General features: G+C 68.0%; 20 protein-coding genes and 8 pseudogenes. 12 read left to right on the top strand and 16 right to left on the bottom strand.

All coding sequences use genetic code 11. The features are described from left to right. Positions 1-86: 86 nt before the first annotated feature. Entirely contained in the window at positions 87-380 is a 294-nt protein-coding gene (locus ABT057_RS24290; protein WP_352345668.1) for a DUF1330 domain-containing protein, read from the top strand. Between the two features lie 58 nt (positions 381-438). Here the strand turns inward: ABT057_RS24290 and ABT057_RS24285 are convergent, their stop codons facing one another. Together ABT057_RS24285 and ABT057_RS24280 are read right to left on the bottom strand one after the other, a co-directional pair. After that, entirely contained in the window at positions 439-975 is a 537-nt protein-coding gene (locus ABT057_RS24285) for a hypothetical protein (RefSeq protein ID WP_352345667.1), read from the bottom strand. Positions 976-1,152: 177 nt separating this feature from the next. Next, positions 1,153-2,118, bottom strand: a complete 966-nt coding sequence (locus ABT057_RS24280; RefSeq protein WP_352345666.1) for a helix-turn-helix transcriptional regulator — start codon at positions 2,116-2,118, stop codon at positions 1,153-1,155. 92 nt (positions 2,119-2,210) lie between these two features. On the opposite strand from ABT057_RS24280, the gene ABT057_RS24275 reads away from it, so the two are divergent. The 3 genes and pseudogenes from ABT057_RS24275 (at position 2,211) to ABT057_RS24265 (ending at position 4,334) form a co-directional block, all read left to right on the top strand. Next, positions 2,211-2,576 carry a VOC family protein gene (locus ABT057_RS24275; RefSeq protein WP_352345665.1) on the top strand — a complete coding sequence of 122 codons (366 nt, stop codon included), beginning with the start codon at positions 2,211-2,213 and terminating at the stop codon, positions 2,574-2,576. A gap of 40 nt (positions 2,577-2,616) precedes the next feature. Beyond that, a pseudogene (locus ABT057_RS24270) lies at positions 2,617-3,653 on the top strand (IS481 family transposase). Positions 3,654-3,794: 141 nt separating this feature from the next. Continuing rightward, a complete protein-coding gene (locus ABT057_RS24265) occupies positions 3,795-4,334 on the top strand; it encodes a GNAT family N-acetyltransferase (RefSeq protein ID WP_352345664.1) in 540 nt (179 codons plus the stop codon). Positions 4,335-4,372: 38 nt separating this feature from the next. Here the strand turns inward: ABT057_RS24265 and ABT057_RS24260 are convergent. From ABT057_RS24260 to ABT057_RS24235, 6 genes and pseudogenes are all read right to left on the bottom strand, one after another. Continuing rightward, positions 4,373-5,478 (bottom strand): annotated as a pseudogene (locus tag ABT057_RS24260) (IS630 family transposase); the annotation flags it as partial. Between the two features lie 788 nt (positions 5,479-6,266). Beyond that, on the bottom strand, positions 6,267-7,175 hold the full coding sequence (locus tag ABT057_RS24255) for an aminoglycoside phosphotransferase family protein (protein WP_352345663.1): 909 nt from the start codon (positions 7,173-7,175) through the stop codon (positions 6,267-6,269). A 302-nt stretch (positions 7,176-7,477) separates the two neighbouring features. Further along, positions 7,478-7,666, bottom strand: a pseudogene (locus tag ABT057_RS24250) (IS5-like element IS4811 family transposase); the annotation flags it as partial. 47 nt (positions 7,667-7,713) lie between these two features. Continuing rightward, positions 7,714-7,878 (bottom strand): annotated as a pseudogene (locus tag ABT057_RS24245) (DUF6192 family protein); the annotation flags it as partial. A 1,016-nt stretch (positions 7,879-8,894) separates the two neighbouring features. Further along, a complete protein-coding gene (locus ABT057_RS24240) occupies positions 8,895-9,464 on the bottom strand; it encodes a GNAT family N-acetyltransferase (protein ID WP_352345662.1) in 570 nt (189 codons plus the stop codon). Positions 9,465-9,641: 177 nt separating this feature from the next. Beyond that, positions 9,642-10,346: a GntR family transcriptional regulator gene (locus ABT057_RS24235; RefSeq protein ID WP_352345661.1), complete on the bottom strand. Its 705-nt coding sequence runs from the start codon at positions 10,344-10,346 to the stop codon at positions 9,642-9,644. Between the two features lie 160 nt (positions 10,347-10,506). Here ABT057_RS24235 and ABT057_RS24230 point away from each other — a divergent pair, with 160 nt between their 5' ends. Next, entirely contained in the window at positions 10,507-11,040 is a 534-nt protein-coding gene (locus ABT057_RS24230; protein WP_352345660.1) for a YbhB/YbcL family Raf kinase inhibitor-like protein, read from the top strand. Positions 11,041-11,048: 8 nt separating this feature from the next. Beyond that, positions 11,049-11,741, top strand: a complete 693-nt coding sequence (locus tag ABT057_RS24225) for an iron-dependent transcriptional repressor DtxR (protein ID WP_352345659.1) — start codon at positions 11,049-11,051, stop codon at positions 11,739-11,741. A 211-nt stretch (positions 11,742-11,952) separates the two neighbouring features. On the opposite strand, the gene ABT057_RS24220 is transcribed toward ABT057_RS24225, so the two are convergent. From ABT057_RS24220 to ABT057_RS24185, 8 genes and pseudogenes are all read right to left on the bottom strand, one after another. Next, positions 11,953-13,146, bottom strand: a complete 1,194-nt coding sequence (locus ABT057_RS24220; protein ID WP_352345658.1) for a barstar family protein — start codon at positions 13,144-13,146, stop codon at positions 11,953-11,955. A 264-nt stretch (positions 13,147-13,410) separates the two neighbouring features. Beyond that, a complete protein-coding gene (locus ABT057_RS24215) occupies positions 13,411-14,493 on the bottom strand; it encodes a protein kinase family protein (protein ID WP_352345657.1) in 1,083 nt (360 codons plus the stop codon). A gap of 262 nt (positions 14,494-14,755) precedes the next feature. After that, positions 14,756-15,058, bottom strand: a pseudogene (locus ABT057_RS24210) (transposase); the annotation flags it as partial. A 4-nt stretch (positions 15,059-15,062) separates the two neighbouring features. Next, a pseudogene (locus tag ABT057_RS24205) lies at positions 15,063-15,430 on the bottom strand (leucine zipper domain-containing protein); the annotation flags it as partial. 102 nt (positions 15,431-15,532) lie between these two features. After that, on the bottom strand, positions 15,533-16,321 hold the full coding sequence (locus tag ABT057_RS24200; RefSeq protein WP_352345656.1) for a class I SAM-dependent methyltransferase: 789 nt from the start codon (positions 16,319-16,321) through the stop codon (positions 15,533-15,535). A 312-nt stretch (positions 16,322-16,633) separates the two neighbouring features. Beyond that, positions 16,634-17,407 carry an SDR family NAD(P)-dependent oxidoreductase gene (locus ABT057_RS24195; protein WP_352345655.1) on the bottom strand — a complete coding sequence of 258 codons (774 nt, stop codon included), beginning with the start codon at positions 17,405-17,407 and terminating at the stop codon, positions 16,634-16,636. Positions 17,408-17,463: 56 nt separating this feature from the next. Further along, a complete protein-coding gene (locus ABT057_RS24190) occupies positions 17,464-18,033 on the bottom strand; it encodes a TetR/AcrR family transcriptional regulator (RefSeq protein ID WP_352345654.1) in 570 nt (189 codons plus the stop codon). A gap of 147 nt (positions 18,034-18,180) precedes the next feature. Then, positions 18,181-18,357: pseudogene (locus ABT057_RS24185) on the bottom strand (IS5/IS1182 family transposase); the annotation flags it as partial. Between the two features lie 131 nt (positions 18,358-18,488). Here ABT057_RS24185 and ABT057_RS24180 point away from each other — a divergent pair. The 6 genes and pseudogenes from ABT057_RS24180 to ABT057_RS24155 all read left to right on the top strand — a co-directional run. Then, complete coding sequence (locus ABT057_RS24180) at positions 18,489-18,842, top strand: antibiotic biosynthesis monooxygenase family protein (protein ID WP_352345653.1); 354 nt, start codon at positions 18,489-18,491, stop codon at positions 18,840-18,842. 292 nt (positions 18,843-19,134) lie between these two features. Then, the gene (locus ABT057_RS24175) at positions 19,135-19,569 is read left to right on the top strand and encodes a M35 family metalloendopeptidase (RefSeq protein WP_352345652.1); all 435 of its coding nucleotides are present in this window, start codon (positions 19,135-19,137) and stop codon (positions 19,567-19,569) included. Between the two features lie 28 nt (positions 19,570-19,597). Continuing rightward, positions 19,598-20,374, top strand: coding sequence for an ABC transporter ATP-binding protein (locus ABT057_RS24170; protein ID WP_352345651.1), 777 nt, complete (start codon positions 19,598-19,600; stop codon positions 20,372-20,374). Next, a complete protein-coding gene (locus ABT057_RS24165) occupies positions 20,371-22,977 on the top strand; it encodes an ABC transporter permease (protein ID WP_352345650.1) in 2,607 nt (868 codons plus the stop codon). The genes ABT057_RS24170 and ABT057_RS24165 overlap by 4 nt, the downstream gene beginning before the upstream one ends. Before the next feature lie 378 nt (positions 22,978-23,355). After that, a complete protein-coding gene (locus ABT057_RS24160) occupies positions 23,356-24,687 on the top strand; it encodes an MFS transporter (RefSeq protein WP_352345747.1) in 1,332 nt (443 codons plus the stop codon). A 350-nt stretch (positions 24,688-25,037) separates the two neighbouring features. After that, a pseudogene (locus tag ABT057_RS24155) lies at positions 25,038-25,424 on the top strand (hypothetical protein); the annotation flags it as partial.

The raw sequence follows: 25,424 nt of genomic DNA, 5'->3' as shown, positions 1-25,424 counted from the left end.
CGTCTCCGTCGGCTCGCTGACCCACAGCGCGCCTGCCATGGATCCGAGCATGCTTCTGAGCATCAATTCCGAACACGGGAGGTACCGTGGCCAAGGGCTACTGGGTCAGCGTCTACCGCACCATTGCGTACCCCGAGAAGGTGGCTGCATACGACAAGCTGGCCGGTCCAGCCGTCAAGGCCGCGGGCGGGCGGCTGCTCTCCCGCGGCAGCCGGGTCGTCGCACACGACGCCGGAATCGCCGAGCGCACCGTCCTGATCGAGTTCGACAGCTTCGAACAGGCGGTCGCCGCACATGCGAGTGCGGCCTACCAGGAGGCGCTGGCCGCACTTGCTGACGGCGTCGAGCGCGACTTCCGCATCATCGAAGGCCTCGACTGACGATCGAGGCTGCGTCGGCGACGAACACGAAGCCGACAGCGCGGATCACCCCGGCTCGTCAGCGCGCGGAGGGCGTCGGGGTCGACGTCGTTGAGGACCAGGCGGTCGGCGGGGTGCAGGAGAGCCGGGTCGACTCGGCGCGGGTCGGCGGCGCCTCCGGACCCATCAGCAGGATGTGACGGCCGGTGGCGCGCGCGGGGGCCGTGCTCGGGACGTCCGCCGGGTCGCTCCCGAGTGCGGACTCGATGAGTGCGGCCTGGTGGGCAAGCGTGTTGCGGTGCTGGTCGGTGATGGGAGCGTGCAGGAGGTAGTCGTCGAAGTGGTGGCCCCAGGTGCCGGGCACGCCTCCGGGCTGAGCACGCAGGATGTACTCGATGATCTCGAAGTCGCCGGCCCGGCCGCGAGCTTGCTCACGGCTCAGCTGGACCATGCCGCCGACGTTGGCGAACATCTCGGCCAGCGGTGCCATGGCGGCCGTGACGGTGTCCTGACGGGCCGTGGCGAGCGCGGCAGGGAGTCGGCGGAGGGCGCAGTCGTCGAAGTAGCGGTGTGCGGTCGCGCGGTCTGCGCCGGCGATCGCCGGGAGTTCGGCCATGGCTTGCCGGACGAAGTCGGCCAGCGCGGTAGGGCCGACTGTCTGATCCGGCGTGACGACCGACGTATCACATCCGCATACATCCAGTATGCGGATGCCCCTTCGCCTCGCGATGCCCGCATCTGACACCGAGCGCTGATCCACCGGGGATTACGGGACAGCCCAAAGTGTTGCGGGTCAGGACGTTGGTGACGGCGCATAGTGGTGGGCAAGATTGGTGGCGAGGTCGCGGAGGTGAGCCCTGGCTTCGGTGGGACCGTGCACAGTGATGGCGTTCCCGAACGGCAGTAGTGCTCGCACGTCCTCCAGATGGAGGAAGCGGATCGTTACCTTGTGGCCGGTCGCGGATTCTTCATGGTCGTCCCGGACGAGTCGTAGGCCAAAGATCCGTTGCGCTCGCTCGATCTGGGTCCGGTCGATGGTGGCGCTGACCTCTATCGCGTGGTTGTGTTCCCACTGATCAATGAGCGCGGCAGCGACGGTGGCCAGGGTCTGGCTCTCGCGGATCCGTCGTGGCTGGTCGACTTCTTTCCACGTCGTGATCCGTTCGAGTCGGTACATTCGTGGCACTCGGGCACAGTCGGCGACGAGGTACCAGATGCCGGCCTTGGCGAACAGCCCGTAGGGATCCAAGACCAGGTCGCGTGGGCATGACTCGCGTGGGCTGTTGTACTCGATCCGTAGCCGGCGACCTCGCCGCACCGGGCCGATCAGCGAAGCCGGAGTCGTGCCGGAAGCTCGTGCCTGACGCCAGGGACGGCTGTCCACGTGCACTACGTCGGTGAGCGGCAGGAGCTCATGAACTCGACGTGGCTGTGCAGCGGCGATCTTGGAGAGCGCGCGCCGGCTTTCGGCCGATGCGTTGAGCTCCGCACGTTGCGTCTCATCCAGCCCGGTGAGCGACAGCTGATCACGCTCGTCCGGTGTGAGTCGCGTGAGGTCGAGTCCGGATCCGGGCAACATGGTCACGCCTCCGAGGCGGCCCCGTTGTGCGGTCACCGGCAGACCGGCGTCGCGGAGCCAGTTCAGGTCTCGGGTGATGGTTCGAAGGGACACCCCGAGCGCTGAGGCGAGTTCCTGTGTGGTCACGGCATCCCTCGATGTGAGGAGCAGCATCAGGGTGAAGAAGCGATCTGGGGTCACGCACCAATTTTTTCAGGAATTACGACAGGATGCGGCGCATATCCCGGTCAGGCTGGTGGATGCGTACCTACGATCTGTGAGAAGGAAAAACCATGACTACATCCGTCGTGTCCATCGTCTACGTGAACGACGCTCCCGCCGCAGCTCGCTTCTACGGCGACCTCCTCGGCATGAGCCCCTCGTTCGAGACTCCGGGATACATCACCTTCGACCTCGGGCCAGGCGCTGATCTCGGTGTGTGGTCCGGCCAGTTCGAGGATCTGTCACCGGACGTCCCGCGCACCAGTGAGGTTTGCCTGGCCATCGACGGTGGACCCGACGAGCTCAACGCGACCTTCAAGCAGTGGAAGTCCAAGGGGGTCACGATCCTGCGCGAGCCTCATGATGCGGGGTTCGGGCTGACCTTCCTCGCAGCCGATCCTGACGGGAACCGTATCCGCGTCGCCCCGCAGGACTGAAAGGCCGCAATGCGGCAGGCGCGCACGACAGGAGTCGCGCCTGCCGTCGTCCGACTTCGAGAGGACGACGAGTGCCCCACGCGATGCGCCCTTGAGCGTCGAGGGCCGTAGAGGCGGCTCGTGAAGCGGTGCCAGACACGTCCCATCGCCCATGTCGCCGCTGAGATGGGCATCTCTCGCGCATGCGCCGGCAAGTGGGTAAATCGCCGGCGGCTACACGGTGATGCGGGATTGCAAGACCGGCCGTCGAGTCCGCACCGGAGGCCGAACGCGAATCCAGCATGGGTCATCGAGCAGATCGAGTCCTGGCGCCGCGAGCACAAGTGGTCCACGCAACGGGTCACCGACGAACTTGTGAGTATCGGTTTTGTGATCAACCGGCGAACTGTCAGCCGACACCTGACCCGGCTCAGCCTCGGCAAACGCCGCTTCATCGACCCAGGCGGTGAGAACGACCGGAAGCCGGGGAAGATCACCGCCCGCTGGCCCGGACACATGGTGCACCTGCTGGTGAAGAAGGTCGGCCGGATCCCTGATGGCGGCGGGTGGCGGATCCACGGCCGGGACAGCGATCAGGCCAAGGTCGCCAGTCGGGCGAAGTCGGCCGGGGCGAAGCGTGGCTACGTCTACCTGCACTCCGTCGTCGATGGTTTCTCACGGCTCGCCTACACAGAACCGCTGGGCGATGAGAAGGGCACGACGGTTGCTGCTTTCCTCGCCGGGGCGAAGGTCTGGTTCTCCGCCCACGGCATCAACCACATCCACCGGGTCGTCACCGACAATGGCGCTTGCCACCGCTCCGGCGACTTCGCCCGCATCATCGGGCAAGGCACCCGGCATCAAAGCCCCAAGCCATACACACCTCGACACAACGGGAAGGTGGAGCGCTACCAGCGCATCATGGCCGAGGAAGTCCTCTACGCCCGCGAGTTCACCAGTGAGGACACCCGGTCAGCCGCGATCGCAGTGTTGAACATCCACTACAACTACCACCGGTCGCATAGTGCTGCCGCCGGAAAGCCGCCAGCAACACGCCTCCGCGAGATCGTCACCAACGTCGAGCCCTCATACACCTAGTGCTCTGACCGGGAAGGTTCGCCGGGGCCGTGGTCGCTTCGTCAGTCTTGGAGCCAGCCGTGCATTCTCCTTTTGAGCGGCGGTAGCAGTCCCGAAGAAAATAGATTGCCTTGGGGGCAGCGCTCACGTTGGCTGGGCAGCATGGCTGAACTGCGTACCGATCGTCTCGTGCTCCGTCGATGGCAAGACTCCGACCTTGAACCGTGGGCGGCGATGAATGCTGATCCCGAGGTTCGGGAGCACTTGGGCGACCTGCTCACCCGTGAACAGAGCGATGCCTCCGTGGCGCAGTTCCAGGCCGAGTTCGACCAGCGAGGCTACGGATGGTGGGCAGTTCAATTGCAGGCCACGGGCGAGTTCATCGGCTTCGCGGGCTTGGACCAAGTGGATGATGGTATGCCGTTCACGGGGGTTGAGATTGGTTGGCGGTTCGCGCGCTCGGCATGGGGCCATGGTTACGCCACCGAGGCCGCCCTGGCTGGCCTGGCCTTCGGCTTCGAAACGCTTGAACTCCCCGAGATCCTCGCAGTGACGACTGCTACCAATCTCCGTTCCCAAGCAGTGATGCGCCGGATCGGCATGACCCGCGACCCGGCTGACGATTTCGACGACCCCACCGCGCCCGAAGGGCCACTGCGTCCGAACGTGCTGTACCGAATCGCGCGTGGTGTGAGGGTCTGACGCTCTCGGCTCGGTCGCTTGGCCAGGCTGCGGCGGGGGAGCGGGCGTCCGCCCCAGCGGATGCCCTTCTCGCCGCGTATGCGGGCGCGTTCGCGACGCTGCGCCGCGAGGACGTCGGGGTGGCGGGCGTTGGTGTTGCGCCAGCGCAGGTAGGCGTGCAGGGCCCGGGTCTGCACGTTGTGGTTGCGGTGGTTGGAGTTGGCGATCGTGAACTGCCGCAGTGGCCCGAAATGGGCTTTGATCGGGTTGGCCCAGGAGGCGTAGGTCGGGGTGAAGCACAGCTCGACGCGGTTCTTCTTCGCCCAGCGACGGATCTTGTCGCCTGTGTGGGCGGACAAGTTGTCCAGGATGACGTAGATCGGGGCGCCGTCCGGGCGCGCGGCCCGGATCGACCTCAGTGCGGCCAGGGTGTTCACTGCACCCTTCTTGCGGCGGTTGACGCCCCACAGCCGGTCGTCGCCGACGGAATAGCAGCCGTGGAAGTACCGCACCCCGTGGGTGCGGTGGTAGGTCGCGGGATGGCGCTCGGGGTGACCGGCGGGAGCCCAGCCGGCCCCGGCTGTGGGGCGGATGCCGAGCGGCCCGAACTCGTCGAACGCGAACACGCGGTCCGGGAAGCGTTCCAGCACCTCCTCGATGCGGTCCAGCTTGGCGTCGCGCTCGGGGTCGGGCGATTCCTTCCAGGTCTTGGTGCGTTGGAAGGTGATGCCGCGGCGGGCGAGCAGGCACCGTAATGCCTCACGGCCGATCCGGATCACACGGCCGTGCACCTTCCGCAGGTAGGCGGCGAGTTTACGGATGGACCAGCGGGTGAAGGGCTGGCCGAGCTTGGTCGGGCGGGTGGTGGCCGTCTGGACGGCGAAATCCTCGTCGTCAAGACTGAGCAGGCAGGGACGGCCTCCCGCCCAGCGAGGGTCCAGGCAGGCCAGGCCGATCTCGTTGAACCGGTGGATCACGTCGCGGACAGTGTCCTCGTCAGCCTGGACTAGCTTCGCGATCACCGGGACCCGGTTTCCGCCAGCCGAGGCCAGCAGCATCATCGCGCGCCGGTATCGCACCGAGCTGGTGCTGCCCCGGCGACGATCTGCTGCAGCTTCTGCCCCTCCTGGTCGGTCAACCTGCGCACACGGACAGGCTCAGCCACCACACCCCCAACGGTCAGATCAGACGTCTCCGGACATCCAACCGCTGGAACCGCCGACCCGGCGAACCTTCCCGGTCAGAGCACTAGGAGCGTGGGTCGGCAATGGCCCAGCCGACGAGCGGTTGTGGATCGGCTGATGGCCGGTCGCGGCCGTTTGTTCGGGCCTGGTGCCGCAGTGGTGGGCTCGGGCCATTGTGCAGGGGGCTCCGGCCGGGCCGTCAGGCTCGGGCGGCGGCCAGCCCGGCGTTTCCGGCGTGCCGGAAGATCTTGCGGAGGTTGTGGCAGGCCGCCAGGAGTCGCCATTCGCCACGGGCTGGCCCTGATGTTGCTCAGTGGGGTCTGGCACAAGTTCCGTGAGCGATCAGTAACTGTTTCTAAGCCTCGGTGAGGGTCTGACCAGCTCAGAAATCGAACGGGCCCCTAACTCATGCGACCGGCCGTCGTTGAACGGGCTAAGGGCTATCCCGTAATCCCCGGCGGGCGCGCGACGACAGCTGCGGCACCTCGCCGCGTTGTCGGAACATCCGCATACATCCAGTATGCGGACGTCCCTCCGCCTTGTGATGCACCGCATCTGACGCCGCGCGCTGATCCACCGCGGATTACGGGACAGCCCTTAGGAGACGAGCTTGGAGGCAGGGGTGGATGCCGCAGACCTGGGGATCACGCCGACGACGGGACCGAGTTGTGAAGGCGTCGGGGGCCTGATCGTGGAACTGCTTGTAGGTTCCGAATAGAGATGTCGTTGTCCAAGTGACTTGTCATCAACTTGTCGTTCGGTCCAGCCGCTAATGGGCGGCGAGGATCTCCTCAAGAACGAACGATGAATCCGTCGGCAGGCCGTCGCCATCGCGCACCGCTCCGGCGCAGACGACCAGGGCCTTCCAGAGTGCCCAGCCTTGTCCACGCTCCCAGGTCGCCTTGTCGACCCCTAGCCGATCGCGGAACGCGGCCCGACCCTTGCCGGTCAGCATCGTCCAGGCGATCGACAGATCGCAGGCCGGGTCTCCGACTCCGCAAGTGCCGAAGTCGATGACGGCCGCGAGCGCACCGTCCTTCACCAGAAGGTTCCCCGAGGCCATGTCACCGTGGAACCAGACCGGCTTACCGTCCCACGAGGCTCGCAACGCCCGCTCCCAGATCTCCTCGGCGGCCTCGGACCGGATCAGGCCGTCCAATGTCTCCAGGGCTGCCCGGGCCCACCCGTCGTAGGTCGTCAGTGGTCCGCCTCGGAACCAATTGTGCAGTCCCGGGCCCGGTCCGCCTGCCGGGTCGATCCGCTGCAGGGACACGAGGAACTCCGCAAGGTCGACGGCGAACGCCGTCATGTCCTCGACGACGGCACGGGCCGCAGGCTCGCCACCGATCCACCGATAGACCGACCAGTTGTGCGGAAAGCTCTCATCGGACACGCCCCTGGCCAGCGGAACCGGAACCTCCAACGGCAACGCGGGTGCGAGCACCGGCAGCCACCGGTGCTCCTTCTCCACCGCCAGCGCGTACTCCTCGGCAGTCGGTAGCCGCACCAGCATCTCGTCACCGAGGCGAAAGGTGCAGTTGTCCCAACCCTGCGCGTTGACCGGCCGGACCTCAAGGTCGGACCACTGCGGGAACTGCGCGGCGATCAACCTGCCCGCCACCGCGGCGTCGACTGGTTTCCGATCCGGCAACGGCAGAACCTCGGGCCTCTCGTTCATCGGAGGCGACCGTACGATGCCCCATCGGATCACCACAAGCGAATTCCGATCGCCCTCAAGGGCCCATCAGCCATGTCACCGCGCTTCAAGCGCCCCGGGGTGACATCGGGATTCAGCTGGAGATCGGCGGAATTGACTTCGAGGTCTGGGTTGAGCCCGCGTAGAGGTCTCTTCGGCGGGAGGATCGGTGCAGGTGTCGCGGTTCGGGCCGGTTCGGGCCAAGGAGATGACGCTGTCTTCGAGAACGATCAGTCCCGTGCTGCTTCTCTGGGAGCCGGCTGGCCGCTGCGGCGGGAGGTCCGGCGGGTGATGCGCCTGGTCATGATACTGATCGCGGCCCAGGTGATCAGTGATTCAGAGTGCTGGATGAGCAGTTCGTAGTCCCGGGCATGACGGCGGGCGTGCATGGTCCAGGCGAGCGACCTCTCCACCACCCAACGACGGGGCAGGGCGACGAACCCGCTCGCGTCCTTCGGGCGGCTGACGGTCTTTTGTCGACCTGACGGTCCGTGCGCCGCTTGGCCTCGTCCGGTGTCCACCGCGGCCTGCCCGGCGGCGGCGTGAGGATGGCCGCGTACCGTTCCTCGTCGGCGGCGATGGACGCGAGGATGTTGTGGACGGGGAAGGACACGTCCGCGACCCGACGGTCCTCGGGCCACTTCGACGCGGTCTGCCGTGCCTGTTTCACCGTGTAGTAGGACATCCCGATGTCCTCGGACAGACGGAACAGCGAGTCCTTCACCGTGAACAGCCCGTCGGCCGACACCACACCGCCGTGCTCGCGCATTGGCTCGATCTCCAACGCGTAGTCGCCGACCTTGAACAGGATGCGGCTGGCCGTCTTCACCAGTTCCCGCAGCTCAGCGACGATCTCCGCATAGCGGCTCGCGCTGACGCTGCCGACCTTGTCCTCGGCCGTCTCGATGGCCGCCTCGTTCTCTTCGGGCATGGTTTCACGCCCAACCCGCGGGCCGTGCAAGGCAGTTGACCGTGACGGACACAGCCCGCCTCTGAACCCGAGAGTTAGACCGATAATCCTAAGATCACAACAAGCGACCGCAAATGACTGAGATATGACGGAAGTTGAGATTTGGTGCGTTCGCGATGCGGTCACTGTTACCGTTCGCCGAACGATTCCTTCCGAGCCCTCCAGGCCCTCGTCACGCACAGCCGCGAGCAGTAGACCGCATTCGAACGGCGGTCCACCCCGGCCACCCAACTCTCCCCGCACTCCGGGCACTTGGCCCGGCCGGCACCGCTGATCTCAGCCGCCACTCGCTTGCGCAACCGCAGGTCCCGGCGCCAATGCTTGGCCCGACAAGACGCCGAACAGAACCGCGTACGAGCTGGAGCACCCGGCCTCAACCGTTCACCACAGCCCTCACACACCCGCCCTGCGGCCTCCCTGGCGTCCTTGGACACCCAGCCAGGCTAGGGCCCAAAGCTACCCAAAACCGAGGCTTAGAAACAGGTACTCACGCCTTGTAGTTATTGATCTGCCTTCACGTGGCATGGAAGGCGCCTTGAAATCGCTCCTCGACGGCGGCGGCAACATCATCTGATCGGGGACGAACACCCGGAACGTCTTCTTCACCGGCACCGTCGGCGTGGTCTGGGGCTCCACCACCGCCGCCGTATCCACCTCGAACAGGCCAGCCCCACCAGACATACGAGGATTCTTCCATGCGGAAGATCACGAACAGGAGGCCGGCGTCGGGCTCAACTGCCTGATTGACCGCCGATGTCCGCGGCCAGCGCCGCGTAGATGTACTCGCTGCCCCAGCGATCCCCGTCGAGGTCGTTCTCGACCAGGTGCGCCTCCCGACGCATCCCGAGGCGCTCGCAGACCCGCACAGACCCGGTGTTCTCCACATCCAGCCGTGCGTAGAGCCGGTGCACGCCCAGCCTGTCGAAGGCAAACCCGGCCAGCGCCACGGCCGCCTCGGTCGCATAGCCGTGCCCCTGGTGACGTGGGTCGAGAGTCCAGCCGATCTCGGCCTGGGCGGCGCGGGCACTGGCCAGGGTGAGCGTCACCTCGCCAAGGACGCCGGGCTCATGGCGTCGGCACACGGCAAGCGCCAGCTTGTCCCCGTCGGCGCACCAAACCGAGTGCGCCGCGCGCTCGGCCGCCACCTGCTCGCTGCGCTCCCGCGTGTGTGCCGGCCGGTACAAGTAGCGCGCCACGCTCGGCAGGCTCTGGTAGGCGTACAGGTCTTCGGCGTCGCCGGGAGTGAACAGGCGCAGCGACAACCGGGCCGTGGTCATCGGCAGCAGCGAGGCGATGTCCATGCGGACCTCCGGGACGCGGATTTGGATCAAGATGCGGATTGTCGCATCACGACTGACGGGCAGCCACGCCTTTTCAACAGCAGCGCCCGACAGCCCCACCCCACCACGAGGCGCGGCATTCCAGGAGTTGTTTACTGACCCACGCTCCTGGCTACCTCGAAGCATCGGCGAGGCGTGTCAGGTTTCTTTCTCGGGTTCGCGGTGGGTGCAACCGGTCAGTCCGGCCGCGGTCTGGGTGAGGTGCTGGGTCAGTACCTCGGCCGCGGTGTCGGCGTCGCGGGCCAGCGCCGCCTCCTCCAGCCGGCGGTGCTCGCCGACGTGGTCCCGGTCGGGTCTGTGGTGCGCCGACCAGCGGCGAGCCAGTTCGCTCGCGGTCCACGTCCGGTCGAAGGTCTCCAGCAGGACGGGGTTGCCGCAGCCCTCCAGCAGGGTGCGGTGGAAGACCCGGTGGGCTTCGGACCATGCGCCGCTGTAGTACTCGCCCTCCTCCGGCGCGTGGGCCGGGGTGCGGGTCAGACGGTGGTGGGCCGCTCGTACGCGGGCCTCCCAGTCGACGTCCCCGCGCTCGATGGACATGCGCAGCACGACCGGTTCAATGGTCCGGCGAGCCTCCGCGATCTCCTGCCAGCGGCGGTCGGAGAAGGCCGGGACGGCGAAGCCGCGGTTGGGTAGCCGGTCGGCGAGACCCTCGCCGACCACCCGCACGAGCGCCTCACGCACGACGGCCAGGCTCACGCCCTGTTCCTTGGCCAGGTCCTGCGGTTTGAGGGCGTCACCGGGGGCATAGTCCCCACGCATGATCGCGTCCCGCAGGTGTGAGTAGACCTGCTCGGAGAGCATCTGCTTCCCCGGTGAGGTCAGGGTGTGGACCGTCTGATTCATGCCTCCAGCATAGACGATCCAGCGAATAATCGATTATTAGTGTTATCGTCGATCTGGCGGTCGATGAAGGTCGGCGGCGGTGCCTCTACGCGATCCTGTGGGCCCGTCGGCCGCATCACCGCCACCCCACCCCACAGCACGTCCTGAAAGGAACGACGCGATGAGCGCCAACAACCCCTTCGCCCGCCTCCCCGAGGCGGCCTCCTTCACCGTTACCAGCACCACCGTCACCGACGGCGCCGCATGGTCGCCCGAGCAGTACTCCTCCGGCGTCCCAGGCGGGAAGGACATCTCCCCACAGCTGTCCTGGAGCGGCGCCCCCGAAGGCACCAAGAGCTACGCCGTCACCGTCTACGACCCCGACGCCCCCACCGGGTCCGGGTTCTGGCACTGGGCGGTCGCCGACATCCCCGCCACCGTCACCGAGCTGCCCGAGGGCGCCGGCGACGACACCGGCTCGGGCCTGCCCGAGGGCGCCTTCCAACTGCCCAACGACGCCCGCGCAGCCCGCTTCATCGGCGCCGCACCGCCGGCCGGGCACGGCCCACACCGTTACTTCGTCGTGGTGCACGCCCTCGACGTCGCCGCCATCGGCGTCCCTTCCGACGCCACCCCGGCCGTCCTCGGCTTCACCATGGCCGGCCACATCCTCGGTCGCGCGGTCCTGACCGCCACCGCCGAGACCGCCGCCTGACGAACAGCATGTCGCGACTCATCGACACCACTCAGATGTATCTCCGCACCATCCTGGAGCTCGAGGAGGAGGGCGTGCTCCCCATGCGCGCCCGCATCGCCGAGCGCCTGGACCAGAGCGGCCCCACCGTCAGCCAGACCGTCGCCCGCATGGAGCGCAACGGCCTGCTCCACATCGCCGCCGACCGGCACCTGGAGCTGACCGGGGAGGGCCGACGGATCGCCACGCGCGTGATGCGCAAGCACCGGCTCGCGGAGTGCCTGCTCGTCGACGTGATCGGGCTGGACTGGGAGCAGGCCCACGCCGAAGCCTGCCGCTGGGAGCACGTGCTGAGCGAGGCCGTCGAACGCCACGTCCTCGAGCTGTTGCGGCACCCGACCAAGTCGCCCTACGGCAACCCGATCCCGGGCCTGGAGGAACTCGGCGGGAAGAGCACCCTGGATCCGTTCCCCGACGAGAGCATGGTCAGCCTCAGCGACCTCAAGCCCGAGCCGAACGGCGCGAGCGCGGTCGTACGGCACATCAGCGAGTTGATCCAGACCAACCCCCAACTGATGTCCACCCTGCGGCACGCCGGGGTGCAGCCCGGCGCGGTCGTGAGCGTGACGTCCTCGCCCGGCGGCGTGATGGTCAGCAGCGGCAGGGAGGCCGCGGAACTCCCCACGCAGGCCGCCGCGCATGTCTTCGTGGCTGAGCGCTGAGCCTGGCGGGGCGCCGGCCCATGCCGTAAAACCCCTTGCAGGCAAGAGGATGGCCCTCGACCGCGATCGTGGTCGAGGGCCATCCTCTTGATTCAGGGAACGCGTGCACGAGCTTGCTCCGCACGTGACGGCCGGCCAGTTCTCCCACGACTGCCGGGACCTCGTCGAGGGCAAGCGCTATGGACAGCAAATGCACCGGGTTGAAAAGCACCTACTGAAGAACGACGGTCACACCGCAGCGTTTGAGCAGCCGAACGATGTCCTCGAAATAGGAGAGCCCCTCATCAGGGTCCGAGACGGCGTCTGCCAGCGCTCGGCGCGCTACGTTCGCATCGTGCCAGATCAGGGTGAAGGGCGGGGCCACGCCGAAACCACCACCCAGGCAGTCCTTGAACGCGTTCCACTCCCGGCCGAAGTAGCCCCCGGGTCCCACAAGGGCTTCTGCCATCGCGCAGTGAAGGCCGGGCACGTCGGTAACGAACTTGCCGTCAAGATGATGGGTACCGCCGGAGCGGTCCGGGCGCCGGCCGCCCATGCGGGCGGCCGTCAGGTCAAGCCACTCGGATCTGCCCTGCGCGGAGAACGGGGCCCATTGGTTGCGGGTTGTCGGAGCTCCCCGATACCAGGTCTCCCAGACCGGCCGGGCCAACAGCGGAGGCCGATCGTCGCCGCCATCGGCGAGCGTGATGTCGACGAGGACGCCTCCGAGCACAGACGGCCGTGTCTTCCCGATGCGCAGGGACACGTTGTGGCGGTACATCACCTCGCCATGGCGGTCCAGCGCCCACAACTGCACCCAGTCCCGGTCCCACTTGTGGGGCCGACGCAAGACGGCGAGCAAGGATTCAGCGGCCTCACACCCGATGAGGTGCAGTGGAGACGATGGCAGCGCCCCGCGCGAGACAAACAGCCCATCCACTCCAGCGCAGTCTCCAGCGGGACTGGCGACCACGGTGGTGGTTCCCGCGAACAGTTTGAACTGCGGCGACACCGGCAGGGTGTGGTCCCAGGCGTGCTCCTCCTCGACCCCGGCACCCACGACGACATCCACCAGGGCCGGATCACTCCGATTCGGCTGGTGGGCGAGGACGACAGAGTCCACCAGGGTCCACCACTGCAGCGGCTGCTGCTCGTCCCATACCTCGACACACACATCGCCCAGCAGCCCAGTTGACTCCGCGGCAGGCGACAGGGCATCGCGCAAAGAACCTGTGGGAGTGCATCCTCGCAGCGTCAATACCTCGCGCTTCGGTGGCACCTTGTCCACAAACATGCCCTCGACGCTCGCGCACCGCCCCCAGTACTTCTCCTCGCCCCCCTCGTCCTCACGGACCAGAAGGTACTTGACCGGGAAACCCCGATCCCAGACAGCGTGATCCGCGATCCGCACAAATCCCCCGAACACTCGACCGATCTCCTGCCCAAGATACGGCGCCGGTCGGGAGACCACCGTCGCGGGAGACCGAATGCTCAGCAGCCTGGTAGCTGTCGCTCTTCTCCAAGGGTGGTGCGGCGAGCGGAGAGGAATTACGCAGGGTCGGAACACCTCGCTGGAACAGCAGGGGTATGGGTGGGTCCCGGGCCACGCAAGCGCGGACCGAGCGAAGAAGCCGCCACCGCCGCACAGGCTGAACGCGCGGTCGGATGACCAGAGCGGAGCAACCGGCCCTCACTTCCGTGACCTTGACGCGTCGGCCAGGGCCCGCAGAACCTCAGCCGCGGGGAAGGGAGTGCGCTTGCTCTGCGTAAGCAGTCGATGATGGAAGTCGTCCAGAATGATGGCGTGCGGGGCGTGACGGTCGATGATCGCGCCGATGTCGGGTGGAACGTCGGCGGGTTGGTGGCCATCGACCCATTCGCGCAGGAATGTCCCGTGTTCGGTGCCACCACGTAGGTCGTCCGGCAGGTGGTGGCGAAGCAGGTGGTTCGGTGCGTAGGAGCGGTCGTACACGAGGTGATCAGCGAGGAAGGCGCACTCCTCCGCTGAGAGTTCGAAGTCGCGGCTCAAGGCGAGTCCGAAGTCCGCGAAGTACACCCGCTGGCCGTCGGTGAGCAGATTGGCGAAGTGCGTGTCGAAGTGGACCAGTCCGCGCGCGCTCATGAATTCCGTCCCCCGCAGCAGCGCGTTCTCGACCCATCGATAAAGCGACTTGCCTCCCGGCTCCGGCCGGGCGTCATCACGGGTGTCGCCGAGCCACTCGGCGAGCGTCTGTGGCACATGCTCGAGGAAGAGCACCAGGCTGAAGGAGGACCTTCCGATGGCCTCCAGTCGACGGCGCACGGCCGGCGAGCCCTCCCAGTGCGCTACGGCCCCCTCAACACCCCCGAGCTCGTCGACAAAGCCGGCAGGGGGACTGTCAGGCAAGACCCGCCAGTGATACAGCAGCGGAAATCCTGCGTACTCGTTCTTGAGTGCCCAGCCTGTCGTCATGATGTGCGCGGCCAGCTCACGCCAGGCACCGAACCCCGCCGACCCCACCCCGTACTGATAGAAGAGAGGAAGGTCGAACAGGTTTCTGGTCGACCTCACGTGCTTCGGCTGCAACTCGATGTCTGTCAGCGGGACCCGCTTGACGAAGACGCGTGTCCCTTCGACTTCCATCTCCGCCGACCTACCGCCGATACCGGAGCCGAGACTCGGCGCGGCGGCCACCGCATTCTCAAGCCGACGGTCGCTGAACAGGGACAGCCGTGTTCCCACGGCCGCGTAAGCGGACACTCGCGCGGCATGCGCTGACTCGGTCACGTCCATCGGCGGCTCCAACCTGACATCAGAACTGATTTCTGTTGATCATGTCAGGGTGGTGAACGAGACTCCCGAAGTCGCCGCCAAATGACTTCCTTAGAAGCTGTGTCACATCCTCTTTCCGCAGGTCGAGAGGTCTTGAGGCTGGGTGATGATCGGCCTTGCCGTTCGGTTGAGCGTCGATGGACGCCGAGGCGAACGGCAGCCGGAGGGATCGTCAAGCGACTGCCGCAAGGGGAGTTGGGACCGCGTCGGTTCGGCGGTTTCGTCGGGTCAGGCGGCGGGTCATGAGGGTGATGAAGGCCCACTGGACGTGGGCTTCGACATGGGACATGAGGCGTTCGTAGTCCCGCGCGTTGCGACGGGCCCTCATCGGTTACGAATTCGACCGTTCAACCACCCAGCGCTTGGGCAACTAGACGAAGCCCTTGGCGTCTTTGGGCCTGGAGACGACCTTGATAGTGATGCCGAGGGTGGTCTGTGCCCAGGTGCTGAACTCGTCTCCGCCGTAGCCGTTGTCCGCCCAGACCAGCACGATCTCGGGGTGCTCGGCGTGGAGGCGGGTCAGCAGGACCGCGGATGACCTGGCCGGTGGGCCGGTCGAGGAACGCGAGGCGGTGCAGGCCGTGGCGGGTCAGGATCCGGTGCACGGTCGAGGCGGGCAGGCCCAGGATGGGGCCGAGGCGGGCCGGTCCGAGTTTGCGTGTCTGCCGCAGCAGGCAGACGTGGGCCTCCACGGCCGCCGGGGTGCGGTGCGGGGCCGGCTGGAGCGGTCGGCGAGGCCCGCCTCGCCCTCGGCCCGCCAGCGGCGGATCCACTTGTGGGCCGTGGCGCGGGAGATGCCCATTTCGGCGGCCACATGCGCGACGGGGCGGCCTGCGCAGACACGCTCGACCAGCAGTCGCCTGCCGTGAACGGTCAGCCGGGCATTGGGGTGGGACACGAAGACCTCCGTGTGGTGCAGTCCTAGACAGCTCCACCACACCGGAGGTCTTCGCCATGATCAAGCACCAGCGAGTGTCAACAACGCTCGTGATCAATACACCTAGCTCGCCTGCAAGACGAAGAACAGGAAGCACAGGAAGCGCGGCATGGCCGCGATGGCCTCGGGGAACAGCTCGCGGGCGGCTGGATCAGGATCCGGCTCGCTGATGACCGTTATCCGGAAACCGGCCCCGATGAAAGCCTCGATCATCGCGTGCAGCGGCCTGTGCCATCTGGTCACCAGGGCGGTCTGGCCGGACACGGTCCACTCTACGGTCCAGTGGGTGGTGTCGAAGTAGTTGCACTCGGCCTCGCGACCGGCCTCGCGGTGTATGAGGTTGACGGCAAAGGGATGGTCGACAGACGCGATCAGCCGGCCGCCGGGCCTGAGTATGCGTCGCAGCTCGGCCAGCGCCGGCCCCCAGTCCTCCAGGTAGTGCAGCACCAGGGACGCCGCTACATCGTCGAACGTGTCATCAGCGTAAGGAAGCGGGCTGCCCAGGTCCGCCACCTGCAGGTCCGCACCGTCACCGAGCCGCTGCCGAGCCAGCTCCAGCATCCCGGCACTCGTGTCGAAGCCACTCACAATGGCGCCACGGTCGCGCAGCGCGGCAAACAGGGCCCCCGAGCCGCAGCCCGCGTCGAGGATCCGCCGACCGGCCACGTCTCCAGCGAGGGCCAGCATCGCGGGCCGCTCGTAGTAGGCATTGACCAGGTTGGTTTCGTTTGCGGCCGTGTACGCCTCGGCGAAGCTGTTGTAGTCGTTGGTCTTCGACGGATCCATACTCACTGCGGACGGCGAGACCAGCTTGGTGGAAATCGCGTGCTCTTGGCGCTCGCTTGAGATCATGGTCCGGGAGACGTGCGCTGCAGCAGTTCGGTTCCGGGCCGTTCCCGATCGCCCTCACATCCTTGAAGATCCAACGAGCCGTGCTTTCAAGCGTCCTGTCATGTCGGCCTCAGGAACAGGCACTTAAGAGGTCACGCGGATTGGTGCGGTTGGGGGATACCGGCAGCAGAACGGGCACGCTCCACAGGCGCTCGGAGTACCACCCTGACCGTCCACTTGGCTGTCACCGGCGACGCATCAGCGACCGGCCGCCGCACTTGCGTGTGCCGCACGGCTCGAACGGGGTGGCGGCGCGGCTCAGTATGACTCAGCTCAGTGGGGCCAAGGGGCGGTGCCGCCGTCGACTCCGAGGGCCATGCCGGTGACGTAGCTCGCGCGGTCGCTGAGGAGCCAGGCGGCGGCTTCGGCGATCTCGTCCGGCCGGCCAGGGCGGCCGAGGGCGGCGAGAGAGCTGAGGTGCTCGACGATGCCTGGGTCGCGCTGCTGCCAAGCGACCATCATCTCGGTCATCGTGGCGCCGGGCGCGATCGCGTTGACACGGACACCGTCGCGGCCGTATTCGGCGGCGGCGGCTCGGCTCATGGCGATGACGGCAGCTTTCGTAGCCCCGTACACGCTCTGCCCGGCGGCGCCGAAGGTGCCACCGATGCTGCTGATGTTGACGATCGAGCCACCAGCGGTCCCCTGCGCGGTCATCGCCTGCAGTTCGGCGCGCATCGCCAGCCATACGCCCTTGAAGTTGGTCTCGAGGACGGAGTCGAAGGTCTCGTCGGTGACCTCGGCGAGGCGGCCGCCGCCCTGGCTGCGGCCCGCGTTGTTCAGAGCGCCATCGAGGCGCCCCCACTCCTCGACCGCGGCCGCGACGGCTCGCTGTATCTCTTCGGCGTCCGTCGTGTCGGCCTGAATGGCGAGGACGTTGCCTCCGTCGGCGGTGATGTCCTCAGCGACACGCTCGAGTTCAGGTTTGCGGCGGGCGGTGATGACGACGTTCGCGCTTTCGCGGGCGAACAGAAGCGCGGCGGACCTGCCGATACCGGACGAGGCGCCGGTGATGAGTATGGTCTTGCCTGCGAGCAGGTCAGTCATGGTTGTTGCTCCGTTGTAAGGGCTGTCACTCGATCCGGGGTCGGATCGCCAATTGGTCAGCCGCGTGGCGGGTCGGCGACGAGCGCCTTGATGAGAGCGTCGCGGACGACGACGGACGTCAGGTCGTTGTCGTCGCTTCCAGGGTTCGCGGCGACGGCATGGGCGACGCCGCGTAGGGCCGCGCGGAGCGCGTTCGTCGCCAGCGCCGCGGTGATCCCGGGCCGGAGGGCACCTACTTGCTCAAGCTCGTCGAACCCGGCGCGCAGCAGTGCACCACTTCGTTCAACCTGCCCTGGCAGCGGGCCCGATGTCGGGTACATCGCCGGGTAGAGACCCGGGTAGGCGAGCGCGAACGCGACGTGCGCGTCCCATCCAGCGGCGACGCGGGTGCGCGGATCCGCGTCATCCGTCGCGACAACGGCGTCCTTGCGGTGGAAGTACTCCTCGAACGCGATGTCGACGACAGCGCGGATCAGTCCCGCCCGGTCGCCGAAGTGGTGGTAAAGCGACGGAGCCTGTACACCCGCGGCGGCGCAGACCGCGCGCGTGGAGACCGCGTCGACACCGTCGCGCGTGGCGATCTCGAACGCCGCCGCAAGCATTCGCTCGCGGGCGTCACCGACCATGTTCTGTAGCACAGCTACAGACTATAGCACCGTTATAGGCGCTCATGCGGGAATCCGCATCCCGTAATCCGTTTTCGCAGGTCAAGCCACCTTGGCGATCGGAGGGTCACTTGACGACCGAGCCGTTGGGGAGGCGGTGCGGATAGGTCAGGGGCGGCGGCTCGGGCGTTGGTCCCAGCGGTGAGTCGTCCATGCCTGCCGGATCAGGCTGCGCACGGTGATGATCGTGTCGGCGAGGTCGATGAATGCGTCGATGACGGCGGTGCGCCGTTCGTGGCAGCGGGCGAGCCGGTAGAAGGCGTTCTGCCGGGCGTGGGTACGCTTTCGCGAACGGCCTCGGACTCGACCGTACCGCCTTGACCGATCTGGATGGCGAACCGCCGCTGGGCGAGGGGACGTTGATCGGCTCAAGGTGACGCCGGATCGTGGGACGCGCCCTGTCTTACAGTGGCGCCATGAGTAATCACTCCGAAGCACCTGTCGCTCCCGTCGAGGCCTATGAACCCCCTTACTACGTGGCTGTCTTCACTGCGGTGCGAACCCAGGACCAGAGCGGCTACAGCGAGACCGCGGCCCGCATGGAAAACCTGGTGAAGGACGTCCCCGGGTTCCTCGGGATGGACCAGGCGCACACTCCCGGTGGACTGTCCATCACCGTCGGGTACTTCCGCGACGCCGACGCACTCACGGAGTGGCGGAGCAACGCCGAGCATCGCGCGGCGCAAAAGCGCGGGCAAGCCGAGTGGTACCAGAGCTACACGCTGCATGTGGCGAAAGTGGAGCGGAGCCACGGGTTCGCAGCAGAGTAGGTTCCGCCGGTCTCACGGTGTCCTCGGTCCGCCGACCGAACGTCATGATCGAAACGAGCTTGTGCGGCTTGGTGTCCGGTGTGCGTGGGAGGGCCGGTGTCGGGGTGTTGGTCGGCCGGGGTGTGCGACTGCGGTCGTAGTCCCGTCTTCTGCCTCCGGTCGTAGCTCTGGGCGTGCGGGATCTGATTCTGGATCGATGTGCCGTGTTGCTCTTCCTTCGAGAATTTCCCTTGCCGATCGACGGACAGCGTCGGTGAACGGCTTTCGGAATTTCAATCTTCGGAGGGGCATCATGGCTGTTTCCGTTTCCGCCCAGAACAACAAGGCGTCGAAGGGCACGAAGATTTTGTTCGGCGGGGTCGCGGCGGCACTCGTCATGGTGCTCGGTGGCGGCGGCGCCTACTGGTGGCACGAGCACAACAAGCTCAGCCAGGCGTCCATGGCCGACTGCCAGCTCGCGCAGAAGATCGTCGAAGAGGCGCAGAACCCTCCGAGTGACAAGGCGGCCCTCGAGAAGTGGTACAAGAACGCTCAGCAGCGCAGGTCGCGGATCGGGGACGGCTACCTCGCCGCCAACGTCTCGAACTACGACGGGTGGGCGTACCTGAACGCGAAGGGCGAGGGCAACCCGCCGTCGAAGGACGACGTGAAGAAGCTGGAGGACACGGCCGACCGGCACTGCATCGAGGCCGGGATCGACATCTCGCTCCCTCCGGTCTCCTCCTGACCCGCCGCGGAAAAAGGGAATTCACTTCATGTCTGTGGTGCAGGAAACGGGAGTTTCCGCTGGCCCTGGTGAGGACATCGCGGCCGCTGTGAACCTGGTGAAGGTCTATCAGCAGGGCGAGGCGGAGATCAGGGCGTTGGACGGGGTGTCCGTCGCCTTCGCCCGGGCGCGGTTCACGGCCATCGCCGGTCCGTCGGGCTCGGGCAAGTCGACGCTGATGCACTGCCTGGCCGGTCTCGACACGGCAACCTCCGGCCAAGTGGTGCTGGACGGAACGGAGTTGAGCGGTCTGTCCGACCGGGCGCTGACCCGGGTGCGGCGGGACAAGGTCGGGTTCGTCTTCCAGTCGTTCAATCTGCTGCCGCAGTTGACGGCCCTGGAGAACATCGCCCTGCCGGTCACGATGGCCGGCCGGCGCCTGGACGAGGATCTGCTCGACCACCTCGTCGGCGTGCTGGGCATCGGCGAGCGGTTGTCACACCGGCCCGGTGAGCTCTCGGGCGGCCAGCAGCAGCGGGTGGCGCTGGCACGGGCCCTGGTGGCCCGGCCGGCCGTGGTCTTCGCCGACGAGCCCACCGGCAATCTGGACTCGCGCTCGGGCGCGTCGGTGCTCGACTTCCTGCGCGGCTCCGTGCGCGATCTCGGGCAGACCGTGGTGATGGTGACCCACGACCCGCGGGCCGCCGCGAGCGCGGACCGGGTCCTGCTCCTCGCCGACGGCCGCATCGTCGATGACATCGACACGACGGCGGCCGGTGGCGCCGATGTCGTCCGGGCCCTGGGGGCCGTGGGGGGTGTCCGGTGAAGCCGACGAATTCGCCGCGCCTCTCCTGGCGCGCAAGCATCCTCGGATCCCAGCTCGCCGAACTGCTGCGCCGCCCCGGCCGGCTGCTCATGACCGGCCTGGCGGTGCTGGCGGCCGCCTTCGTGGTGTTCGGCACCGTCATGGCCCAGCAGATCACCACCAACACCACCATCGACCGCTTCCGCGGCACACCCGAGGCCGTGAGTCTCATCGTGACCGCCGACGGGACGTCCTCGGGGATCAGCGGTGCGGCCCTGCGGCAGATCCGCGCGCTGCCCGGTGTGGCCGAGGCCGTCGGCCGCCTCGACGGGGGCGTGCCGATCGCCGGGGTCTCCGAGCAGTACCTGCAGCTGTACGCCGACCCCGGCACCGGACCGCTGTCCCGGATCGAGCTCGTCGAGGGGCGCTATCCCGACGGTGCCCGCGAGATCGCCGTCAACCGGCAGGCCGCCGCGGAGCTGAAGCTCGCTCCCGGCGCCCGCACGACCCTGCTCATCACCGACCCCGAGGACGCGGACAAGACGGCCGAGGTCACCGTCCTTGTCACCGCGGTGGTCAAGAGCACCGCGACCGCCGAGCAGCAGTCGGGCGGCTACGCCACCGACACCCGCCTCGCCCGGATCGAGGGCCTGACGGGCTATGCGGGTGTGGACATCCGCGCCAAGAACGGCACCTCGCCGGACGAACTGTCCGCGCAGGTGCGGACCGTGCTCGACAAGACGTCCTCCGGCGCGTCGCTCAAGTCCGGTCACGCGGTGCGCGCCCAGGAAGCACGCGACGCCGTGGGGGCGTTCAAGGAAATCTTCCTGCTCATCTCCGTGTTCCTGGCCGTCGCAGTGGGCGCCGCGGCCCTGGTCGCCACCTCGGCCTTCCGGATCGTCTTCGCGCAGCGGCTGCGGCAGCTGGCGCTGCTGCGCGCCATCGGTGCCGGACAGCGCCGGCTGGTGGCCGCGCTCGCCGTCGAAGGCGCCCTGGTGGGCGCCGTGGCGGGGTCCTTCGGTGTGCTGGCGGCGCTGGGCGTGGGGCACCTTGTCCCGCCGGCCGCCCGCAGCGCGGGCCAGGACCTTTCCGCACCGGGCTTCCCCGTGCTGTACGCCGTGCTGGTCGTGGCGGGAACAGCGCTGGTGACGGTCTGTTCGGCCCTCGCCCCCGCCGTGGCGGCGGCCGAAGTGCCACCGGTCAGGGCACTCGGCGCGGCCGCCGTCGCCGCCTCCGAACGCCGCATCAACCACGCCCGGCTCGGCGCCGGATGCGTCTGCGCCGCCATGGCCGCGGGGCTGGTCGCCCTGCTCGTCGGCCAGCTGCCCGGGCCGGGCGAGAGCGGCGGCATCGACCACGAGTTCGCCCTGATGGTCACCGTCGTCTCGGCGGCCCTCGCCTTCGTGGCGCTCATCGCTCTGGGCCCGCTGCTGGTGAGGCCCGTACTGTCCACGGCCGGGTGGCCGCTGCACCGGCTGGGGACGACCGGCAGGCTGGCCGTCAGCGGCGTCGGCGGCCAACCGCGCCGGGCCGCGGCCGTCTCCGTCGTCGTCGCCCTCGGGGTGGCGCTGGTCTCCGGCGCCCTGGTCTGCGTCGCCTGCCTGGGCGGTCTGGCGGAACGCAGGCTAGCCACCGAAGCCCCTACCGACTTTCAGGCCACGGCCGAGAGCAAGGGCTTCGCTCCCGGCCTTCTCCGCCGCATCGCCGCCTCGCCCGAGCTCACCCACGTCATCGGCTACCGCACCCTCGACGTGACCTCCGACGCCACCGGGCAGGTGATCGAGGTGTCGGACCTGAACCCGCAGGACCTGCCCACCGCCGAGGACATCGCCACCGTCACCGGCGCCCTGGGGGACCTGGGGCCGGGCCGTGCGATCGTCGCAGCCGACCTCGCCGACTCACTCGGTGTCAAGGCAGGCGACACCTTCACCCTCCCGTCCGGTCACGCCGGCACAGGCGGCGGCATCGAGCTGACCGTCGCCGCGACGCTGCCCGCTCAGGGCCCGCTCATGGCCGACGTGGTGGTCCCGCCCGCCGTACTCGACCGGATGGGTGCCTCCGCGAAGGCGAACGGCATCCTCGCCGACGCCGCCCACCAGGGCCTCGCCGCCCGCGCAAACGCACAGCGGGTCCTCCAGAGCACGATCCGCGAGGCGGCCGCAGACCCCGACGACGTGACCCTGACCGTCCTGGCGACAGGGCGCGACGGCAACCGGGACTCGCTCAGGACACTGAGCACCATCGCCGTCGGGCTCGTCGGCCTGACCGTCCTCATCGCCGTCGTGGGTGTCGGCGCCACCACCGGTCTGACGGCCATCGAACGCACCCGCGAGTTCGGACTGTTGCGCGCACTGGGGCTGGGCGGCAACGCCCTGCGCCGGACCGTCACCCTCGAGGCCGCACTGTACGGCGTTCTCGGCGGCGTCCTCGGCCTGGCGCTCGGTGTCCCGTACGCCCTGCTGCTCGTGCGGGTCGTCGTCACCGGCGCGCCCTTGCTGCTCCCCGCGGGACAACTGCTGGTGGTCTTCGGCGGCCTGGTGGTCCTCACCGCCCTCGCCGGTCTCCTGCCCGCAGGCCGCGCCACCCGCATCACGCCGATGACCGCACTGAGCGACACCGAATGAGCCCGGGAGGGCGGTAACGACCTCTGAATCGACGGCCGCTCCCACCGGCATGACGCGAGCACGCGAGACTGCGACCCAGGGTCTCCTGATACTGCTCGGCGCGGGTCGCAATCCCGAGCTACCAGGAGGCCCTGCCGTGGCCCGTGCGAGCGATCAAGCGGAGGCGTCGTCATGGAAGACAGGCTCTGCGCCGACCGGTGCCAACGCCACGACAACGACAAGGACCGCCGGCGCTGCAAAAGCATTGGTCCTGGCCGGCTATTGCTGGATACGTTGCTGCCCGTGACCCGCCGCTGCCCTGCACCCGTCGCATCTGCTCCTGGGCCCGGGCTGTTCTCCCGCGGGTATCTGGCCGCCACCGCCAGTTTCGTGGCGGTGATGTTCCTGACCGGGTTCGCCGCGCTGGCGGTGTTGCCGTTGCTGCCGGTGGCAGCCGAGGACCTCGACGGGGTTGCTCTGTACCCCCTGGTGGCGGGGGCCTTCGTGGCCGCGAGCCTGCTCGGCGGGGTGCTGGGCGGGGCATGGGCGGACCGTGCCGGAGCCCGGCGGCCGCTGACGGCCGGGGTGGTACTGACCGTCGTGACGCTGCTCGTCTCCGCGACCAGTACCACCATCTGGCAGCTGGCCCTCGGGCGTTTCGCGGACGGCATCGCGGCGGGACTTGTGGCGGTGTCTGTCAACGTGGCCATCGGCCAGTCCTACCCGGACCACGTACGCGCCCGCGCCCTGGCGCTGATGAGCGCCTGCTGGATCGTGCCGTCACTCGTCGGCCCGCCGCTCGCGGGGCTCGTAGCCGCGTGGTGGTCCTGGCGGGCGGTGTTCTTCGGCCTCGCGGGCCTCACTCTGCTTCCGGCGGTGGCCTCAGTGGTGCTGCTTCGAGGGCGGGCGGTGGAGGGCGGCGCATCGCAGGGAGCCCGAGGGGCCCAGGGACCCGTGCGGCGGCCGGCCCTGCCCGCTGCGGTGGCGGTGAGTGCGGCAGCGGCGCTCACTCAGTACGGCGTCTCCGCCTGGGACGTAGGGCATGCGGTGTGCACGGTGTCCGGCCTGGCACTGCTCGTGGTGTTCGCCCCACGGCTGCTGCCGCTGCGCACTTGGCGGGCTGAGTGCGGGCTGCCCGCCACGGTGCTGCTGCGGGCACTCACCTCGGGCGCGTACTTCACACTCGAAGCGTTCGTACCGCTGATGCTGAGTACCGCGCGACGAGTGCCGGGCGTGGTCACGGGGCTTGCGTTCACCGGGGCCGCGCTCGCCTGGGCCGGGGCCTCCTGGATGCAGGGGCGTCTGCAGGGCCGGGTGGCGCGGCACCGGCTCGTCGCCGTCGGGGCCGGGGCGATGGGGGCCGCGGTTGCTCTGGCCGTACTGTGCACTCTGCCCGCAGTGCCCGCGGCCGCGGCAGCGTCCTCGATGGTGCTGGCCGCTGTCGGCATGGGGCTTGCGACGCCGTCGCTGACCTTGCTGTCCCTCACGCACGCGCCGGTCGGCGGGCAGGGTTATGCGAGCGGCGCAATGCAGACTTCGCAGAATCTCGGCCAGACGTTGGTCCTGGCCCTGGCCTCGGCCCTGTTCAGCGCAGTATCGACGGCGACGACCGGTCAACTCACGCCGTTTGTCTGGGCGTTCGCGCTACTGGTACTGCCGGTCGCGGGGACGGCCTGCCTGGCAGGCCGAACCCGGACGGCAGCCCGGATCAGCATCCCCAGCCATCACTGAACTGAGTGCTGGCTGTCCAGCTTCCTTGCCGCAGAGGAAGTTCGGGCAACGCATCGACCATGCCGACATCGGCGACCGCCGCCGCTGCTCGGCTCGACGGTGTGAACTTCCGTCGCCTGCCGCAAGATTACGACAATACCCCGCAACAACAAGCCAGAGCGGGGCCGACGGATGCCGTATCGTCACAGACGCACAGCACTTCCACAGGCGCACCGCTGATCCAGTATTTGGAGTTCACAAGGCGAGACAACGTTGTCGACATGGCGGTGTCCAGAGCGGCAGCGCCTGCGGCCCTGGAACTCCCAGTGCGTCACGCACCACCCGCACTTGTCGACCTCACGGGAGCAAACATGGCAAAACGGCGAATCGCAGCTGTACTGGTGGCCATATTCGCCACCCTGGGCGCGGTGTTACTCGGACCGACTCCCACCGCCAGCGCCGCGACCCCTTGTGACAGCGCACCCAACTGGGTGGCGGGCACGCAGTACACCACCGGAACGGTGGTGCGTTACACGGACGGGCTGTACTACATCGCCGAACACGACAACCCGGGCTACGACCCCGTCATCAGCACCTGGTACTGGGACCCCTACACCTGCTCCGGCGGCGGAGGCGGCGGCAACGCCTGTACCACGGCACCGAACTGGGTGGCGGGCACGCAGTACACCACCGGAACGGTGGTGCGTTACACGGACGGGCTGTACTACATCGCCGAACACGACAACCCGGGCTACGAC

Origin of the sequence: Streptomyces sp. NPDC002588, from assembly GCF_040295925.1 — a bacterium.
Taxonomy (GTDB): Bacteria; Actinomycetota; Actinomycetes; order Streptomycetales; family Streptomycetaceae; genus Streptomyces.
This window is presented reverse-complemented; position numbering and strand designations above follow the sequence as displayed.

Coding starts and splice junctions, on each gene's coding strand:
- ABT057_RS24285 (WP_352345667.1), bottom strand. CDS start 975: ATGGCCGAACTCCCGGCGATCGCCGGCGCAGACCGCGCGACCGCACAC.
- ABT057_RS24275 (WP_352345665.1), top strand. CDS start 2,211: ATGACTACATCCGTCGTGTCCATCGTCTACGTGAACGACGCTCCCGCC.
- ABT057_RS24265 (WP_352345664.1), top strand. CDS start 3,795: ATGGCTGAACTGCGTACCGATCGTCTCGTGCTCCGTCGATGGCAAGAC.
- ABT057_RS24255 (WP_352345663.1), bottom strand. CDS start 7,175: ATGAACGAGAGGCCCGAGGTTCTGCCGTTGCCGGATCGGAAACCAGTC.
- ABT057_RS24240 (WP_352345662.1), bottom strand. CDS start 9,464: ATGGACATCGCCTCGCTGCTGCCGATGACCACGGCCCGGTTGTCGCTG.
- ABT057_RS24235 (WP_352345661.1), bottom strand. CDS start 10,346: ATGAATCAGACGGTCCACACCCTGACCTCACCGGGGAAGCAGATGCTC.
- ABT057_RS24230 (WP_352345660.1), top strand. CDS start 10,507: ATGAGCGCCAACAACCCCTTCGCCCGCCTCCCCGAGGCGGCCTCCTTC.
- ABT057_RS24225 (WP_352345659.1), top strand. CDS start 11,049: ATGTCGCGACTCATCGACACCACTCAGATGTATCTCCGCACCATCCTG.
- ABT057_RS24215 (WP_352345657.1), bottom strand. CDS start 14,493: ATGGACGTGACCGAGTCAGCGCATGCCGCGCGAGTGTCCGCTTACGCG.
- ABT057_RS24200 (WP_352345656.1), bottom strand. CDS start 16,321: ATGATCTCAAGCGAGCGCCAAGAGCACGCGATTTCCACCAAGCTGGTC.
- ABT057_RS24195 (WP_352345655.1), bottom strand. CDS start 17,407: ATGACTGACCTGCTCGCAGGCAAGACCATACTCATCACCGGCGCCTCG.
- ABT057_RS24190 (WP_352345654.1), bottom strand. CDS start 18,033: ATGGTCGGTGACGCCCGCGAGCGAATGCTTGCGGCGGCGTTCGAGATC.
- ABT057_RS24180 (WP_352345653.1), top strand. CDS start 18,489: ATGAGTAATCACTCCGAAGCACCTGTCGCTCCCGTCGAGGCCTATGAA.
- ABT057_RS24175 (WP_352345652.1), top strand. CDS start 19,135: ATGGCTGTTTCCGTTTCCGCCCAGAACAACAAGGCGTCGAAGGGCACG.
- ABT057_RS24170 (WP_352345651.1), top strand. CDS start 19,598: ATGTCTGTGGTGCAGGAAACGGGAGTTTCCGCTGGCCCTGGTGAGGAC.
- ABT057_RS24160 (WP_352345747.1), top strand. CDS start 23,356: ATGTTCCTGACCGGGTTCGCCGCGCTGGCGGTGTTGCCGTTGCTGCCG.